The 15,483-nt window shown below is 71.4% G+C and carries 14 protein-coding genes and 1 pseudogene; 5 read left to right on the forward strand and 10 right to left on the reverse strand.

Annotated elements, in window-relative coordinates; genetic code table 11:
* The first annotated feature begins 49 nt into the window (after positions 1-49).
* A complete protein-coding gene (locus tag ACLZN2_RS37640; protein WP_416984074.1) occupies positions 50-238 on the forward strand; it encodes a hypothetical protein in 189 nt (62 codons plus the stop codon).
* A 15-nt stretch (positions 239-253) separates the two neighbouring features.
* Here ACLZN2_RS37640 and ACLZN2_RS37645 read toward each other — a convergent pair whose 3' ends face one another.
* From ACLZN2_RS37645 to ACLZN2_RS37655, 3 genes and pseudogenes are all read right to left on the reverse strand, one after another.
* The gene (locus ACLZN2_RS37645) at positions 254-997 is read right to left on the reverse strand and encodes a uracil-DNA glycosylase (protein ID WP_416984075.1); all 744 of its coding nucleotides are present in this window, start codon (positions 995-997) and stop codon (positions 254-256) included.
* A gap of 38 nt (positions 998-1,035) precedes the next feature.
* Positions 1,036-1,388, reverse strand: a pseudogene (locus tag ACLZN2_RS37650) (VOC family protein).
* 125 nt (positions 1,389-1,513) lie between these two features.
* Positions 1,514-2,209, reverse strand: coding sequence for a class I SAM-dependent methyltransferase (locus tag ACLZN2_RS37655; RefSeq protein WP_416984076.1), 696 nt, complete (start codon positions 2,207-2,209; stop codon positions 1,514-1,516).
* Positions 2,210-2,358: 149 nt separating this feature from the next.
* Between ACLZN2_RS37655 and ACLZN2_RS37660 the strand changes: the two genes are divergently transcribed.
* Complete coding sequence (locus ACLZN2_RS37660; RefSeq protein WP_416984077.1) at positions 2,359-2,637, forward strand: DUF6343 family protein; 279 nt, start codon at positions 2,359-2,361, stop codon at positions 2,635-2,637.
* A 16-nt stretch (positions 2,638-2,653) separates the two neighbouring features.
* Here the strand turns inward: ACLZN2_RS37660 and ACLZN2_RS37665 are convergent, their stop codons facing one another.
* The 4 genes from ACLZN2_RS37665 to rpsA form a co-directional block, all read right to left on the reverse strand.
* Entirely contained in the window at positions 2,654-3,034 is a 381-nt protein-coding gene (locus ACLZN2_RS37665) for a tetratricopeptide repeat protein (RefSeq protein WP_416984078.1), read from the reverse strand.
* A gap of 79 nt (positions 3,035-3,113) precedes the next feature.
* Positions 3,114-3,722 (reverse strand): dephospho-CoA kinase, encoded by a 609-nt coding sequence (coaE, locus tag ACLZN2_RS37670; RefSeq protein WP_416984079.1) that lies wholly within the window; start codon positions 3,720-3,722, stop codon positions 3,114-3,116.
* Between the two features lie 69 nt (positions 3,723-3,791).
* Complete coding sequence (locus tag ACLZN2_RS37675) at positions 3,792-4,730, reverse strand: PAC2 family protein (protein ID WP_416984080.1); 939 nt, start codon at positions 4,728-4,730, stop codon at positions 3,792-3,794.
* A gap of 232 nt (positions 4,731-4,962) precedes the next feature.
* A complete protein-coding gene (gene rpsA, locus ACLZN2_RS37680) occupies positions 4,963-6,453 on the reverse strand; it encodes a 30S ribosomal protein S1 (RefSeq protein ID WP_201838872.1) in 1,491 nt (496 codons plus the stop codon).
* 466 nt (positions 6,454-6,919) lie between these two features.
* Here rpsA and ACLZN2_RS37685 point away from each other — a divergent pair, with 466 nt between their 5' ends.
* Together ACLZN2_RS37685 and ACLZN2_RS37690 are read left to right on the forward strand one after the other, a co-directional pair.
* On the forward strand, positions 6,920-7,675 hold the full coding sequence (locus tag ACLZN2_RS37685) for a class I SAM-dependent methyltransferase (protein WP_416984081.1): 756 nt from the start codon (positions 6,920-6,922) through the stop codon (positions 7,673-7,675).
* Between the two features lie 38 nt (positions 7,676-7,713).
* The gene (locus tag ACLZN2_RS37690) at positions 7,714-10,341 is read left to right on the forward strand and encodes an ATP-dependent RNA helicase (protein ID WP_416984094.1); all 2,628 of its coding nucleotides are present in this window, start codon (positions 7,714-7,716) and stop codon (positions 10,339-10,341) included.
* Here the strand turns inward: ACLZN2_RS37690 and ACLZN2_RS37695 are convergent.
* The 3 genes from ACLZN2_RS37695 to ACLZN2_RS37705 all read right to left on the reverse strand — a co-directional run bounded on the left by ACLZN2_RS37695 (position 10,331) and on the right by ACLZN2_RS37705 (position 13,392).
* Positions 10,331-11,323: a DUF3068 domain-containing protein gene (locus ACLZN2_RS37695; RefSeq protein WP_416984082.1), complete on the reverse strand. Its 993-nt coding sequence runs from the start codon at positions 11,321-11,323 to the stop codon at positions 10,331-10,333. The genes ACLZN2_RS37690 and ACLZN2_RS37695 overlap by 11 nt on opposite strands.
* Positions 11,324-11,342: 19 nt before the next feature.
* Positions 11,343-11,477, reverse strand: coding sequence for an SPW_0924 family protein (locus ACLZN2_RS37700; RefSeq protein ID WP_416984083.1), 135 nt, complete (start codon positions 11,475-11,477; stop codon positions 11,343-11,345).
* 160 nt (positions 11,478-11,637) lie between these two features.
* The gene (locus ACLZN2_RS37705; RefSeq protein WP_416984084.1) at positions 11,638-13,392 is read right to left on the reverse strand and encodes a lytic murein transglycosylase; all 1,755 of its coding nucleotides are present in this window, start codon (positions 13,390-13,392) and stop codon (positions 11,638-11,640) included.
* Positions 13,393-13,738: 346 nt separating this feature from the next.
* Between ACLZN2_RS37705 and ACLZN2_RS37710 the strand changes: the two genes are divergently transcribed.
* Positions 13,739-14,617, forward strand: a complete 879-nt coding sequence (locus ACLZN2_RS37710; RefSeq protein ID WP_416984085.1) for a DUF4184 family protein — start codon at positions 13,739-13,741, stop codon at positions 14,615-14,617.
* Positions 14,618-15,483: the final 866 nt, after the last annotated feature.

Consider the following 15,483-nt stretch of genomic DNA (forward strand, 5'->3'; position numbering starts at 1 on the left):
GGGGTGCGCGGGGGGCGGCCGGTGGTCCCACCGCCCGCACGCCGGAGGCGTGTGGAACATCGTCGCGGAGCTGGTCACCCGGCTGGGTGCGGTCGTCCTCGACCCGAGCGGTGCCGGAGTCGTGTGCCGGGCGGAGGAACATGCGCACCTTCCGCCGGCCATGCGGGACGATGCCATCGTGATCGAGATGACGGGTGAAGCCCTCGAGACCGCGCTCACCGGACCACGGCACTCCTGAGCGGCACCCCGCGCTTCAGTCCGGCAGCCCCGCCGCCTCCGCCGCCGTGCGCAGTACGTCTCTCAGCATGTCCGGGGTGAGCCGGCCGGTGAAAGTGTTGCGCTGGCTGACGTGGAAGCAGCCGAACAGCTCCAGCGTCCTTTCGTGGTCCTCCGCTCCCGCCAACTTCACCCGTGCCCCATGTCCGAAGGCCGGGCGAGGCCGGGGAACCGTCCACCCCGCCTCGGCGAACGCGGGCAGTGCGGCCTGCCAGCCGAACGCCCCGAGGACGACGGCCGCACGCAGCGTCGGCCGCAGCAGCCTCAGCTCCTGGACCAGCCAGGGCCGGCAGGTGTCGCGCTCCGCCGGGGTGGGCTTGTTCGCCGGTGGTGCGCAGTGCACCGGCGCGGTCACCCGGACCCCGTACAGCCGCAGTCCGTCGTCGGCGGAGACGGAGGTGGGCTGCGAGGCGAGCCCCACGTCGTACAGCGCCTGGTACAGCACGTCCCCGGAACGGTCGCCGGTGAACATACGGCCCGTGCGGTTGCCGCCGTGCGCCGCCGGCGCGAGCCCCACGATCAGCAGCCGGGCGTCCGACGGGCCGAAGCCGGGGACCGGGCGGCCCCAGTACGTCCAGTCGGCGAAGGCCGCCCGCTTGGTACGGGCCACCTCCTCACGCCACGCCACCAGCCGAGGGCACGCCCGGCAGTCCGCGACCCGCCGGTCGAGCCCACCGAGACCGGCGGGAGCGGCGGGACCGGAGCGGTCTGGGGCGGCCATGCCTCCACCGTACGACCGGCTCCTGGTCGAGATCGCGATCAGGCGGGCTGCCACAGCTCGATCCGGTTGCCCTCGGGATCGGTGACCCAGCCGAATCGGCCGACGCCCTCCATGTCCTGCGTTTCCTCGGCCACGTCCGCTCCCTGGGCACGCAGTTGCGCGAGCATCGCGTCCAGGTCGCGGACCCGGAAGTTGAGCATGGTCTGCTGGGCTCGGGAGCCGAAGTACTCGGTCTCGGACTCGAACGTCGCGAACACCGTCAACCCGGCTCCCTGACGCCACAGGCCGTGCTCATCGGCGTCCAGCCCAGGCACTCGCGATACCAGGCGCCCAGGGCCGCGGGGTCGGCGGCCCGCAGGAAGTAACCACCGATCCCCAGCACACGTTCCATGCCGCCATCTTGCCAGGACCGCGATCGGACGGGCCCGCACAACGCCCTCGCCCGCTTCCCCCGTCCCTCCCCTCTTTCTTGTCCCCGGCCCCCTCTCCGTCTCTGTCTCCGTGGCGGGGGACTTCTCACTCCTCCATCCGCACCGCCCTCACCCAGATCCCGTCCTCCGTCAGATAGCGGTCCACTCTCAGGCCCGCCTCCGCCAGCGCCTCCTCGAACTGGTCCTTGGTGAGTGGTCTGGCCAGGAACGTCTGGGTCCATGTCGCGTCCGGGAACACGAACTCCGAGTGGACCGAGTGGACGCCGTCCCCTACCGGCTCCGAGGACACCATCCGTAGCGTGAAGCCTTTCGGGTCGGCCCGTTCGCGGGGCAGGTTCGTGTGGTAGTCGGCGCCCTCGCGCTGGATCAGGACGCACCCGCCGTCGGCCACATGCTGTGCGCAGGCGCGCAGCAGGCCCCGGCGGACCTCGGTGTCCCCGCTGTGCACGAGGAACGAGGCGAGCATCACCACGTCGAAGGTCTCGTCGAGGTCGAGGTTCTCGATGGAGGTACATAAGGTGCGCGCCCCGCGGACGCGCTCCAGCATCTCGGGGGACTCGTCCACCGCGGTGACGGTGAAGCCGCGTTCCAGGAGGGCGTGGGTCACGCGTCCGACTCCGCTGCCGAGTTCGAGGATGTGGGAGCCCGCGGGCACGGCCGCGGAGATGATGTCGGGCTCGTCCCTCACCGGCAGGCGTGAGTAGAACTCGACCGCGCAGCCGTCCGGGGTGATCGCTCCGGGGCCCGTGCCCGCATATCCCTGTCGCATTTCAAGTCGCATGCCCGTCCAACGGCCCGCTCCCGGTCAGCCGTTCCCCTCTCGCACACGTTCACCCGTCCGAGTTACATCGGGAGCCGGCCGCGTCCGATGTCACCGGGCTTTCCCTCCCTGGAGAACGTCCGGACGGAAGAGTACGTTTCAAGGGAGGAATGGTGATCCCGATGCGTACGGGCAGTGAGCCGGTGACAGCGCGCAGTGCGCTGCGGATGCGTCTGTGGCTGACCGTGTGGGGGCTGCTGTGGGCGATCTTCGGGACGACCGCGTTCGCGCTCGCGGGGCGTCCCGGGTGGGCGGCCGCCTGCGGGGTGCTGTGGGTGGTGGTCACCGTCGACCTGATGGTGATCCTCCGGCACCTCCGGCAGGGCCCGCACTACCAGCCCGGTCGCGACATCCCGCCGTACCGGCCGCCGGATCACCGCTACCGGTGAGCACCGGCATCGCCGGTCAGGTCTCGAAGCGGGCCGCCTTGAGGTACTGCGGGTTGGGGTCCAGCGCGGCAGCCAGGCGGAAGTGGCGCTTCGCCTGGTCGCCACGGCCCTGCCGCTCGTAGGTGCGGGCGAGCGCGAAGTGCGCGTACGCGTTGTCCGGCTCGCGCTCCAGTACGACGGTGAACTCCAGCTCGGCGGGCCTGAGTTGCGCGGCGGCGAAGAACGCGCGGGCGCGCAGCAGGCGGGCGGCGGTGTTCTCGGGGTGTGCGGCTATGACACCGTCGAGCAGCTTCACCGCGCCCCGCGGGTCCCGTGCGGCGAGCAGATGCTCCGCGGCACGGAAGTCGATGACATGCGTCTCCGGAGTACGTCCGGTCGAACCGCTGGTTTCGGGCACGGAAAAATCCTTCCCTTGCTGGCAGGGTTCAACGCGCGGAACGAGCGCCCCTATTCCGAGCTCCCCTGTTCCGCGCGCCCTATCCCGTGGGCTGCTGCGCTCTGCGCGTCAGCTCGGCCCACACGTCCTTCACGCGCCGCTCCAGCTCCGCCAGGGGTACGTCGTTGTCGATGACGACGTCGGCGATCTGCCGGCGTTGCTCGCGGGTCGCCTGGGCGGCCATCCGGGCGCGGGCGTCCTCCTCGGTCATGCCGCGCAGCCGGACCAGCCGGTCGAGCTGGGTTGCGGGGGTGGTGTCGACGACGATCACGAGGTCGTAGAGCGGGGCGAGGCCGTTCTCGGTGAGGAGCGGGACGTCGTGGACGACGACGGCGTCCTCGGGGGCGGCGGTCTCCAGTTCGCGGGAGCGGGCGCCGACCAACGGGTGCACGATCGAGTTGAGGACGGCCAGCTTCTCGGGGTCGGCGAAGACGACCGAGCCCAGCCTGGGCCGGTCGAGGCTGCCGTCCGAGGTCAGTACGTCCTCGCCGAAGGCGTCGACGACCGCCGCGAGCCCGGGCGTTCCCGGCGCGACGACCTCGCGGGCGATGCGGTCCGCGTCGATCAGCACGGCCCCGCGCTCCACGAGCAGCCGCGACACCTCACTCTTGCCGGCACCGATCCCGCCGGTCAGCCCCACCTTCAGCATGAGGCGAAGCTTAGGGCCTGCCGCCGTTGATCAGCCGGGCAGGCCCTGTGCCGCTCCCGCTCGGGTGGCTCAGTTGTCGCCTTCGCGTTCCGCCAGGAAGCGCTCGAACTCCAGGCCGATCTCCTCCGCCGACGGGATGTTCGTCGGCTCGGCGAGCATGTTGCCCCGGGTTTCGGCGCCGGCAGCGGCGTCGTACTGGTGCTCCAGGCCCTGGACCAGGGAGGTGAGCTCCTCGTCGCCCTCACGGATCTGGCGGTCGATCTCCGTCTGTGTACGGTGGGCGTCGGTGCGCAGGCTGTGCGCGATGCCGGGCAGGACCAGGCCGGTCGCCGCGGTGATCGCCTCGAGGACGGTGAGCGCCGCGTCCGGGTAGGCGGAGCGGGCGATGTAGTGCGGGACGTGCGCGGCGACGCCCAGGACGTCGTGGCCGGCCTCCATGAGGCGGTACTCGATGAGCGCCTCGGCGCTGCCGGGGACCTGGGCCTCGTCGAAGGGGCTGCGATGCCCCGGGACCAGGTCCGTGCGGTTGCCGTGCGGGGTCAGGCCCACCGGGCGGGTGTGCGGGACGCCCATGGGGATGCCGTGGAAGTTCACCGACAGGCGTACGCCGAGACGCTCCACGATCTGCTTCATGGCCGCGGCGAAGCGCTCCCACTCGACGTCGGGCTCGGGGCCGGACAACAGCAGGAAGGGTGCTCCGGTGGTGTCCTGGACGAGCCGCACCTCGATGGTGGGCTCCTCGTACTCCGTCCAGCGGTCGCGCTTGAAGGTCAGCAGCGGCCGGCGGGCGCGGTAGTCGACCAGTCGGTCGTGGTCGAAGCGGGCGACGAGCTGGTGGGGCAGCGAGTCGAGGATCCGGTCGACGATCTGCTCGCCGGTCTCGCCCGCGTCGATGTATCCGTCGAAGTGGTAGAGCATGACAAGTCCGGCCGACTCCTGGGCGAGCGCCATGTCGACGACGGCCAGCCCCTTCGGCTCCCACGCGTACAAACCCTGCGGATCAAGCACCTGGACCGCTCCTCCTCGTGTTCGTACATCACAACGCGCGTAGGTGCCGCGACATTCCCAACGAGGGTGAGAACAACTCCCTTGAGGGGCGCGGGGAACTGCGCGAAGCACCCCCACTGTCCCGCACCCGACCCTGTTTCTGGACAGCGCTGAGGGGCCGCACCTCGAAAGGTACGGCCCCTCAGACAATCGGCTAAACCTCAGCGGTTGGGGGTACCCCCTCTGGGGGAGTTCAGCTCTGGCCGCCCGCCAGCTTCTCGCGCAGCGCCGCCAGCGCCTCGTCCGAGGCCAGGGCACCGGAGGTGTCCGCGCCCTCGGAGGAGTACGAGCCACCGGTCGCGGCCGGAGCCGCAGCCTCGCCGCCCTCGGCGGCAGCCGCCGCGTCGGCCTCGCGGGACTTGATGACCTGCTGCTGGTGCTGCTCGAAGCGGGTCTGCGCCTCGGCGTACTGGCGCTCCCACTCCTCGCGCTGCTTCTCGTAGCCCTCGAGCCAGTCGTTGGTCTCGGGGTCGAAGCCCTCGGGGTAGATGTAGTTGCCCTGGTCGTCGTAGGACGCGGCCATGCCGTACAGGGTCGGGTCGAACTCGACCGAGGCCGGGTCGGCACCGAAGGACTCGTTGGCCTGCTTCAGCGAGAGGCTGATGCGACGACGCTCGAGGTCGATGTCGATGACCTTGACGAAGATCTCGTCGTTGACCTGGACGACCTGCTCCGGGATCTCCACGTGGCGCTCGGCCAGCTCGGAGATGTGGACCAGACCCTCGATGCCCTCGTCGACGCGGACGAACGCACCGAACGGAACCAGCTTCGTGACCTTGCCGGGCACGACCTGGCCGATCTGGTGGGTGCGGGCGAACTGCTGCCACGGGTCTTCCTGGGTCGCCTTCAGCGACAGGGAGACGCGCTCGCGGTCCATGTCGACGTCGAGGACCTCGACCGTGACCTCCTGGCCGACCTCGACGACCTCGGAGGGGTGGTCGATGTGCTTCCAGGACAGCTCGGAGACGTGGACCAGACCGTCGACGCCACCCAGGTCCACGAAGGCACCGAAGTTGACGATCGAGGAGACCACACCGGAGCGGACCTGACCCTTCTGGAGGGTCGTGAGGAACGTCTGGCGGACCTCGGACTGGGTCTGCTCCAGCCAGGCACGGCGGGACAGGACCACGTTGTTGCGGTTCTTGTCCAGCTCGATGATCTTCGCCTCGAGCTCCTTGCCCACGTAGGGCTGGAGGTCGCGGACGCGACGCATCTCGACCAGGGAGGCCGGGAGGAAGCCGCGGAGGCCGATGTCGAGGATGAGACCACCCTTGACGACCTCGATGACGGTACCGGTGACGATGCCGTCCTCTTCCTTGATCTTCTCGATGGTGCCCCAGGCACGCTCGTACTGGGCGCGCTTCTTCGAGAGGATCAGGCGGCCTTCCTTGTCCTCCTTCTGGAGGACGAGGGCCTCGATCTCGTCACCGACGGCGACGACCTCGTTGGGGTCGACGTCGTGCTTGATCGAGAGCTCGCGGCTCGGGATGACACCTTCGGTCTTGTAACCGATGTCGAGCAGGACCTCGTCCCGGTCGACCTTCACGATGACGCCGTCGACGATGTCGCCGTCGTTGAAGTACTTGATCGTCTCGTCGATCGCGGCGAGGAAGGCTTCCTCGTTACCGATGTCGTTGACCGCAACCTGCGGGGTGGTGGCGGTGGTCTCGGTGCTGCTCGTCATGTGGGAAAGGGCTCCGGTTACGGACAGAAAGTCGTAGGTACTGCTACGCCGGGAGCCCGTATCGCTCTGAAGAAGCCGGACAGCTTAGGAAGCGCCCCACCGCTGAAACCGGTGATGCGCCTCGACAACCGAGGGGACATACAACAGATGCGAGCGCAGCCTGCTCCGTCTGAGGTGCGCAGGCCCGCAGCGCAACTTGTAGCATACGGGGGCAGCCGGGCAGGGTCAATGCGCGAAGGCGCACACCCGGGGCAGAACGCCGCATACCCGGCACACAACCTTTCTCCTGAGGCCACGCAGGCCGCAGGAGGCCCCTCCGGTGACACGCGCTGACACCGTCGGGCGGGTTGCACGGAAGAGCCCGCAGACTAGTACGAGGGAGCCGATCATCCAAGAGCCCGCATCGTCCGCGCCCCTGTCCGGGCCGGCCTTCGAGCCCGAGGCCACCCGGCGCGACGCCGACGTCATGGAGAGTTCCCGGGCCAACCGGGGCTGGTGGGACCGCAACGCGGACGAGTACCAGGTCGAGCACGGCACGTTCCTCGGCGACGACCGCTTCGTGTGGGGTCCCGAGGGCCTGGACGAGGTGGAGGCCGAGCTGCTGGGCCCGGCCGAGGACCTCAAGGGCAGGGACGTCCTGGAGATCGGCGCCGGCGCGGCCCAGTGCTCGCGCTGGCTGGCCGCCCAGGGCGCGCGTCCGGTCGCCCTGGACCTCTCGCACCGCCAGCTGCAGCACGCGCTGCGGATCGGCGGGGCGTTCCCGCTGGTGTGCGCGGACGCGGGCGCGCTGCCCTTCGCGGACGGCTCCTTCGACCTGGCCTGCTCGGCGTACGGGGCGCTGCCCTTCGTCGCCGACCCGGTGCTGGTGCTGAAGGAGGTCCGCCGGGTGCTGCGACCCGGCGGGCGGTTCGTCTTCTCGGTGACCCACCCGATCCGCTGGGCGTTCCCGGACGAACCGGGCCCGGAGGGGCTGACCGTGTCGGCCTCGTATTTCGACCGTACGCCGTACGTCGAGGTGGACGAGAAGGGCCAGGCGGTCTACGTCGAGCACCACCGCACGCTCGGCGACCGGGTCCGCGACATCGCGGCGGCCGGTTTCCGTCTGGTCGACGTGGCCGAGCCGGAGTGGCCGGCGTGGAACACAGCCGAGTGGGGCGGCTGGTCCCCGCTGCGCGGCAACCTGATCCCGGGCACGGCCATCTTCGTCTGCGAACGGGACTGACCCGCCGTACGGCACTGCCGTACGACACTGGGGGCGTGATCCTCCGTGACGACGCCCTCGACGCGCTGCCCGTGCGCGCCGCCCTGCCCGCCCTGCACGAGGCTCTGGACGGGCACGGCACCGCCGTCCTGGCCGCGCCGCCCGGCACCGGCAAGACGACGCTCGTGCCGCTGGCGCTGGCCGGGCTGCTGGGCGAGGGGCCGGGGCGGCGGGTGGTCGTGGCCGAGCCGCGGCGGATCGCGGCGCGGGCGGCTGCCCGGCGGATGGCGTGGCTGCTGGGCGAGAAGGCCGGCGACAGGGTCGGGTTCACCGTGCGCGGGGAGCGGGTCGTCGGGCGGCACACGCGCGTGGAGGTCGTCACGACCGGTGTGCTGCTGCAGCGGCTCCAGCGCGACCAGGAGCTGACCGGCGTCGACGTCGTCGTGCTCGACGAGTGCCACGAGCGGCATCTGGACGCGGACACGTCGGCCGCGTTCCTGTGGGACGTACGGCAGACCCTGCGGCCCGAGCTGCGGCTGGTGGCCGCCTCCGCGACGACCGACACCGAGGGGTGGGCGCGGTTGCTGGGCGGGGCGCCGGTGGTGGCGGCCGCGGGAACGTCGTACGACGTGGAGGTGGTCTGGGCGCCGCCGGTCCGTCCGGTACGGCCGCCGCACGGGATGCGGGTCGATCCGGCGCTGCTCGCGCACGTGGCGTCGGTGGTGCGGCAGGCGCTCGCCGAGCGGTCCGGGGACGTGCTGTGCTTCCTGCCGGGCGTCGGGGAGATCACGCGGGTCGCGGGGCTGCTCGGGGGTCTGGACGGGGTGGACGTGCTCCAGGTGCACGGGCGGGCGCCGGCCTCCGTGCAGGACGCGGTGCTCGCGCCGGGTGGGCGGCGGCGGGTGGTGCTGGCCACCTCGGTCGCGGAGTCCTCGCTGACGGTTCCCGGGGTGCGGGTGGTCGTCGACTCGGGGCTGGCGCGGGAGCCGCGGGTGGACCACGCGCGCGGGCTGAGCGCGCTGACGACCGTGCGGGCCTCGCGGGCGGCGGCGCGGCAGCGGGCGGGGCGGGCCGGGCGGGAGGCGCCGGGCGCGGTGTACCGGTGCTGGACCGAGGCGGAGGACGCGCGTCTGCCGCGTTTCCCGGCGCCGGAGATCAAGGTGGCCGACCTGACCGCGTTCGCCCTTCAGGCGGCCTGCTGGGGCGATCCCGAGGCATCCGGGCTGGCGTTGCTGGATCCGCCGCCGGGTGGGGCGATGGCGGCGGCGGGGCGTCTGCTGACGGCCATCGGAGCGGTCGACTCCGTGGGGCGGGCCACTGATCGGGGGGTTCGGCTCGCGCGGTTGGGGTTGCACCCGCGGCTGGGGCGGGCGCTGGTGGACGGGGCCGCGGTGGTGGGGGTGGAGCGGGCCGCGGAGGTGGTCGCGTTGTTGAGTGAGGAGGTTCCTCGGGAGTACGGGGATGATCTGGGGGGTGCGTTGCGGGCTGCGCGGCGTGGGGGTGACGCGTATTCCGGGCGGTGGCGTGCGGAGGTTCGGCGGCTGCGAGGGGTCTTCTCCGGCATTTCCCACCCACCCGCCCATGACTCCTGGCTGAAAGGCGAGGCCGAGGTCGGGCCGACTGCCCCAGCCGACGAAGCCACCGGACTCACGGCCGACAACCATCCCGCCACGCCCGACGCCATCGACCGCCGTCCCGTCAGGCTCGTCGCCGGCGACGAGCGGGTTGTGGGGCTCGTTGCCGCTCTTGCCTTTCCTGAGCGGGTTGGTCGGGGCGGCGGTGGTTCTTGTCTCATGGTGTCCGGGACCCGCGCCGAACTGCGCGAGGGGTCGGTGCTGCGGTCCGCTCCGTGGGTTGCCGTGGCTGTTGCCGACCGGCCGTTGGGGAAGGGGCATGCGCGGGTGCAGCTTGCGGCGGCGGTGGACGAGGAGGTCGCGCGGAGGGCGGCGGGGGCGTTGCTCGACGAGCGGGACGAGGTGCGCTGGGCGGACGGGGACGTCGTCGCTCGGCGGGTCGAGCGGCTCGGGGCGGTGGAGCTGACGGTGCGTCCGCTGAAGGACGCCGACGCCGGTCTCGTACGGGAGGCTCTGGTGGAAGGGCTCCGGCAGGAGGGTTTCCGGTTGTTGCGGTGGTCCGCGGAGGCGGAGGTGCTGCGGCAGCGGCTGGCGTTTCTGCGGCTGCATCTGGGTGAGCCGTGGCCCGATGTGTCGGACTCGGCGTTGCACGCGCGCGTGGGTGAGTGGCTGGAGCCGGAGCTGGGGCGGGCCCGGCGGCGGGCGGACCTTGCGCGGATCGATGCCGGGGAGGCGCTCGGGCGGCTGCTGCCCTGGGCGTCCGGGGAGGCGGCGCGGCTGGGGGAACTGGCGCCGCAGCGGATCACCGTGCCGAGCGGGTCGGGGATACGGATCGATTACTCGGACCCCGAGCAGCCGGTTCTCGCGGTGAAGTTGCAGGAGATGTTCGGGCTGCAGGAGTCGCCTCGGGTCGCCGGGGTGCCGCTGCTGGTGCATCTGCTGTCGCCCGCGGGGCGGCCGGCCGCCGTCACCGCCGATCTCGCGTCCTTCTGGAAGGACGGGTACAAGGGGGTGCGGGCGGAGCTGCGGGGACGGTATCCGAAGCATCCGTGGCCGGAGGACCCGGCCTCCGCCGAGCCGACGCGGCACACCAACGCGCGGCTCAGGCGGTGACCGGTTCCCGTTCGACCGCTCGGGCCGGTGGCGGGCCCGCCGGGCGGCGTCCGCGGGCCTCCAGGTACAGGGCGAGGGCGAGGAGCAGGATGCCGAGGGTGAGAAAGCCCCAGGGCAGGTAGGAGGTCATCAGCAGGACCAGGGTGCGGTTGTGCTTGACCAGGGCGACGGTGTGCTCGGTGTAGTCCTCGCGCATCTTCACGTGGCCCGCGAACGCCGTGACCTCGGCGCGGTCGCCGAGGAGGGTGCCGCCGCGCAGTTCCTCCTTGTGGATCTCCTCGCCGTAGACGGGCGCGCCGGTGAGCGGTTCCACCCAGAACTTGCGGACGGTCGTGTACCAGCGGGTGGTTCCGGTCTTGGCGACGGTCTCGGGGGTGATGCCGGCGACGGGCATCGTCTTGGGCATGGAGACCTTGGTCCAGGGGATGGTCTGCTCGAAGTAGTAGACCTTCACCCCGCGGAAGTTCTGGGTGCCCTTGTAGTGGATGGGGTTGCTGGTGCGGGTCTGGGCGTCGAAGTACTGGTAGTCGCGTTTCTCCGTGAGGAAGGGCCACTTGAACTCGATGCCCTCACGGCGGACGGGGTCGCCGTCGACGGACTCGCCGGTGGCGTGGACGGGTTCCTGGGTGTGGGCGTCGAAGATGTAGCGCTCGGGGACCTTGGAGACCATCTTGCCGTCGGGGCCCTGGATGTAGGAGAGGCCGTCCCAGACGACGACGTCCCGGCCGGCCGTCTTCTCGATCTTCTCGGAGGCCGCCACATCGCCCTTGAGGGTCTGCACGATGGTGACCTTGGGGACCGTGCGGGCGGTCATGGTGCCGTAGTCGAGGAGGGTGGCGTTCTTCGCCTCCAGGACCATCGTCTGGTACTCGTTCGCCGGGATCTTGGCCAGGCGCGGGAAGGCGTACCAGCGCACCAGTGGGGCGAGTGCCGCGCAGAACACGGCGAGGGCGAGCAGGACCAGGCTTGTCTTGCGGCGCATCTCGGCCTCCCTGCGGGCGTTACGGGTGGGCGGGCACGGTGGTCAGCAGCGGTTTCGGTGATGTCCTGCCGGTGGGTGTGCCGATCGCGGAGAGGGTCAGGACGAGGGCGAGCGCGACGGCGAGACCGGTCGCGGCGGCGATCAGGGCGCGCATACGGGCCTCCCGTCGAGCACTGCCTCGGAGCTGACTGGGCGTCAGGTGCGGCACCGTAGCAACGGGCGGGTGAGATGAGAACACGTCGGACAACAGCACTGCGGCGCCCCTCCGTCGGGAAGGGCGCCGCAGTGGCCGTACGGGAGCGTGTTCTGCCGGGTTACGACCCGGAGGTGGTCGACGACTCGCTCGCCGAGGCGCTGCTGCTCGCGCTGTCGCTCGGGGACGGGCTCGCGCTCGACGACTCGCTGGGCGTCGGTTCCGGGGTCGTGGACGCGGCGGCGGTGACGGTCAGTTCGACCGTGAGGGTCGCTCCGCCGGTGGTGGTGATGCGCAGCAGGTACGTGCCGGCGGTGTCGTCCGCGTACAGCTTCGGCAGCTGCAGGACGCCGTTCGCGTCGGTCTGCAGGTCCGTGAGGGTGCGGACGGGGTTGCCGGAGGCGTCCTTGAAGTAGGGGCCCTTGTCGTTGGCGGTCGGGTCCTCGGCCGACTTGATCAGGGTGGCCGTGGCGGCGACCTTGTCGGCGACGGCGCCCTTGTAGGTGGCCTTCACCGTGACCTGGTCCGCGAACTCGCCGCCGGCGACACAGGTCAGCGCGGTGTCGGCGGTGCGGGCGAGGGTGTCGGCGGCGCGCGCGGTGACGGTGGCCTTGTAGTCGAGGGCGGTGATCGTGCGGCCGACGATGGTGGCACGGACGGTGAACGTACCGGTCTTCTCGCCCGCCTGGAGCGCGGGCGCGACGGCGACGCCCTTGCTGTCGGTGGCGACCGTGGCGACGCTCTCTCCGCCCGCGAAGGTGAGGTCGGCGTCGCCGACGATGGTGAAGCGGACCCTGACCTTGGCGACGGCCTTGCCGGCCGCGGTCTCCGCGCGGGTGCTGACCTTGGTGGTGAAGGCGTCGCCCGCCATGGCGGTGAGCTTGGTCGTGCTGCCCGCGTTCTCGAGGTGGTCGACCGTGTCGGTCGGCGTGGGCGCCGGGGTGCTCGGCGTCGACGGGGTGCTGGGCGTGCTCGGGGTCGACGGCGTGCTGGGCGTCGACGGGGTGGACGGTGTGGAACTCGTGTCGTCGTCGCTGCGGTTGGACGGCACGCTGCCCGTCCCGTCGGGGATGGAGTGGGTGCCCTTGCGGTAGTACTCCAGCCACGAGATCACGGTGTTGTAGTAGGCCGTCGAGTTGTTGTAGCTGAGGATCGCGCTGCGCATGCCCGATGTGGTGGACATGTCCCAGTTGTAGCGGCACAGGTAGTGGCCTGCGGCGAGCGCGGCGTCGTAGATGTTGTTGGGGTCCTTCTTGCCGTCGTCGTTGCCGTCGCGGCCCGCCCACGCCCAGGTGGAGGGGATGAACTGCATGGGGCCGACGGCGCGGTCGTAGGTGCTGTCGCCGTCGTAGGCACCGTTGTCGGTGTCGCTGATGTTGGCGAAGCCGTTGCCGTTGAGGACGGGGCCGAGGATCGGCGAGAGGGTGGTGCCGTCGGCGCTGACGTTGCCGCCGCGGGCCTGGCCGGACTCGACCTTGCCGATGGCGGCGAGCAGCTGCCAGGGCAGGTTGCAGCCGGGCTTGGACTGGGCGAGCTCCGCCTCGGCCTTCTTGTAGGCGTCCAGGACGGTCGCGGGGATGCCCGCCTCGGAGCTGCCGGTGCCGACCGGGCTGGTCGTGGCGCTCGAGCTGGGCGCGGGGTTCGGGCTGTTCAGCGGCGGCAGGTCCGTGTAGTACGGCGAGTTGCCCGTCGCGCTGTCGTCGGTGCTCGCGTCCGCTGCCGCCGGGGTGTCGGTGGCGGCCTGTCCGCTTTCGCTCACGCCGCCCGCTGCCACGTCCGGTGCCTGGGAAGCGGCCAGGGCCGCGACCGCCAGTGCGGCCACGGTGGTGTTGACCGCTCCCTTGCGCAGCCTCCTGCCGAAATGCGCCGACGCCATGAAGCGAACCCCTCCCGTGGACGCCCGAGCGCCCGTGTCCTTGTCTGCGCCCCGCCCGTGATGACGGTGGCGACCCCTGTGACTGTTGTGACGATCGGACCGCCCCGAGGGTTGCCCTCCATGCGGCCCGCGCCGGTCTGTTCTTCTGTTCGAACGGCACCCGACGGCATACGACCGCACGGCAACCCCAGTGACCCTACGACAACTTCTTTTGCACCGGCACCCGTTCGCACGTCGATTTCACCGGTTGGCCGGGTTCCGTTCGTGCGGGAACCACTCCCGCACACTGGGCGTCTTCGGTCATCGTGCCGGTCAAGACCTCCACCATCCGCCCCCGGGAGCCGCGTTGCCGTTCACTCTGAGCCACGCGGCGGCGGTGCTGCCCGCGGTGCGCACCGACGGAACCGGCCGTGGACGACTGGTTCCGGCCGTTCTCGTGGCGGGTTCCTTCGCGCCCGACCTGACCTACTACGCGGCGAGCGTCCTGTCCGGGGCCATGGAGTTCGGGGACGTCACGCACTCCTTCCCCGGTGTCTTCACCGTCGACGTGGTCATCGCCTGGACGCTGGTGGGGCTGTGGCTGCTGCTGCGCGAGCCGCTGGTGGCGCTGCTGCCGTCGTCGCGGCAGGCGCGGTTGGCCGCGCTGACCCGCTGTGGAAAGCCACGCGCGCGCGTGCGGCCCGCCATGGTGGCGTGGTGGTACGTCTCCGCGGTGCTCGGCGCGTTGACACACGTGGTGTGGGACGCGTTCACGCACCTGGATCGCTGGGGCATGCGGCTGTTCCCGGTGCTGGGCGAGACGGTGGCCGGCTCCCCGCTGTACTGGTACCTGCAGTACGGCGGTTCGGCCGTGGCCGCCGTCGTGATCGCCGCGTTCGTCGTGCACGCGCTGCGCCGGGCGCCGGCGGGCAAGCCGACCGGGGTGCCCGCGCTGTCCGCGCGGTACCGGTGGACGGCGGCGGCGGTGATCGGCGGGTGCGGACTGGTGGGGGCCGTGCAGCGGGTGTCGCGGTGGTGGGCGTACTGGGGGCCGCGCGGCGCGAAACCGTGGGAACTGATCCCGACGGTCTGCTTCGGGGCGGGCACGGGCCTGGTGCTGGGCCTGCTCCTGTACGCCGTCCGCGTGCGCGTGCGGCCTCCGGTCACCAAGGGTGCGGTCATGATCTGTTCGGGCCGCATACCCGAAAAGCTCGACGTGAACTGGAACCTTGAGGACCTGCGCTGAGAGGCGTCGTCGCGACGAAGACGGTGATACGGCGGGCCGGACGTCGTCCGCGCAGGCGGCCGAGGGTGCAGAGGGCCAGGGCCAGATGGGCGCGGGTCTGCTCAAGCCAGAGGCGCAGGGTGTCGTCCGGGAGGGCCGGCCGGGTCAGGATCCGGGCCGACGGGCCGGTCAGGCAGGTCGGGACCAGGCGGGCGGTGGCCTTGCGCAGGGCAGTGGCCGGGGTGGCGGGGACCCGGGCCGTGGAGGCGCCGGGCGCGAGGGCGGGGCGCGGTCGCCGGGGGTGGGCCGTGCCGGAGTCGCCCCGAGTGTCTGTGGTCGCCGTGGCGTCAACGCGTGCGGTGGCCGTCCGGCGGTGGTGCATGCGTATACCCATGGCGGCATCGTGGCGTGCGCAGGCCGTGAAGGGCGTGTTCTCGGGGGCCACGTGGGTGAGGGCCCTTCGGGGGATGTACCGGGGGTGACGGGTTGAGGGGCACCGCCGGGCCGCGCCGCCCTGGCGGATCGCCGTTGCGGCGGTAAGAAGCGCATCGCCGTTGCGGCGGAAAGAAGCGGAAGGACAACGCGCCGGCCCGGTGGGGAAGCGGAGGGAAAGCGGGGCCCCCCGTCCGGAGCGGGCCCTGTCCGTGCCGACCGGGCCCTCTCCACGCCAACCTCGGGAGCAAAGTCCCCGTTCCTCCGCCGCAGGCTAGAGCCTGTCCGGCGGATCAAGTCGCAGGAAAGCGACGGCGCCTATTAAGCACAGGTGAGCGGGGGCGATGGGGGTGCCCCCGCACGAGGTCGTTCGAGCGTGGGGGAGCGTCCAACTGCAAGGCGGAGGAGGGCGTCGACGCGATGGGGGTCCCCCCGCTCGAGCGCAGTCGAGAGTG

This window comes from Streptomyces sp. T028 (assembly GCF_048159505.1).
Classification (GTDB): Bacteria; Actinomycetota; Actinomycetes; order Streptomycetales; family Streptomycetaceae; genus Streptomyces.

Bases quoted from the DNA above. Each gene is read 5' to 3' on its own strand.
- ACLZN2_RS37705 (WP_416984084.1), bottom strand. From the start codon at position 13,392: ATGGCGTCGGCGCATTTCGGCAGGAGGCTGCGCAAGGGAGCGGTCAAC.
- ACLZN2_RS37660 (WP_416984077.1), top strand. From the start codon at position 2,359: ATGGTGATCCCGATGCGTACGGGCAGTGAGCCGGTGACAGCGCGCAGT.
- ACLZN2_RS37685 (WP_416984081.1), top strand. From the start codon at position 6,920: ATGGAGAGTTCCCGGGCCAACCGGGGCTGGTGGGACCGCAACGCGGAC.
- ACLZN2_RS37655 (WP_416984076.1), bottom strand. From the start codon at position 2,209: ATGCGACTTGAAATGCGACAGGGATATGCGGGCACGGGCCCCGGAGCG.
- coaE (WP_416984079.1), bottom strand. From the start codon at position 3,722: ATGCTGAAGGTGGGGCTGACCGGCGGGATCGGTGCCGGCAAGAGTGAG.
- rpsA (WP_201838872.1), bottom strand. From the start codon at position 6,453: ATGACGAGCAGCACCGAGACCACCGCCACCACCCCGCAGGTTGCGGTC.
- ACLZN2_RS37695 (WP_416984082.1), bottom strand. From the start codon at position 11,323: ATGCGCCGCAAGACAAGCCTGGTCCTGCTCGCCCTCGCCGTGTTCTGC.
- ACLZN2_RS37700 (WP_416984083.1), bottom strand. From the start codon at position 11,477: ATGCGCGCCCTGATCGCCGCCGCGACCGGTCTCGCCGTCGCGCTCGCC.
- ACLZN2_RS37645 (WP_416984075.1), bottom strand. From the start codon at position 997: ATGGCCGCCCCAGACCGCTCCGGTCCCGCCGCTCCCGCCGGTCTCGGT.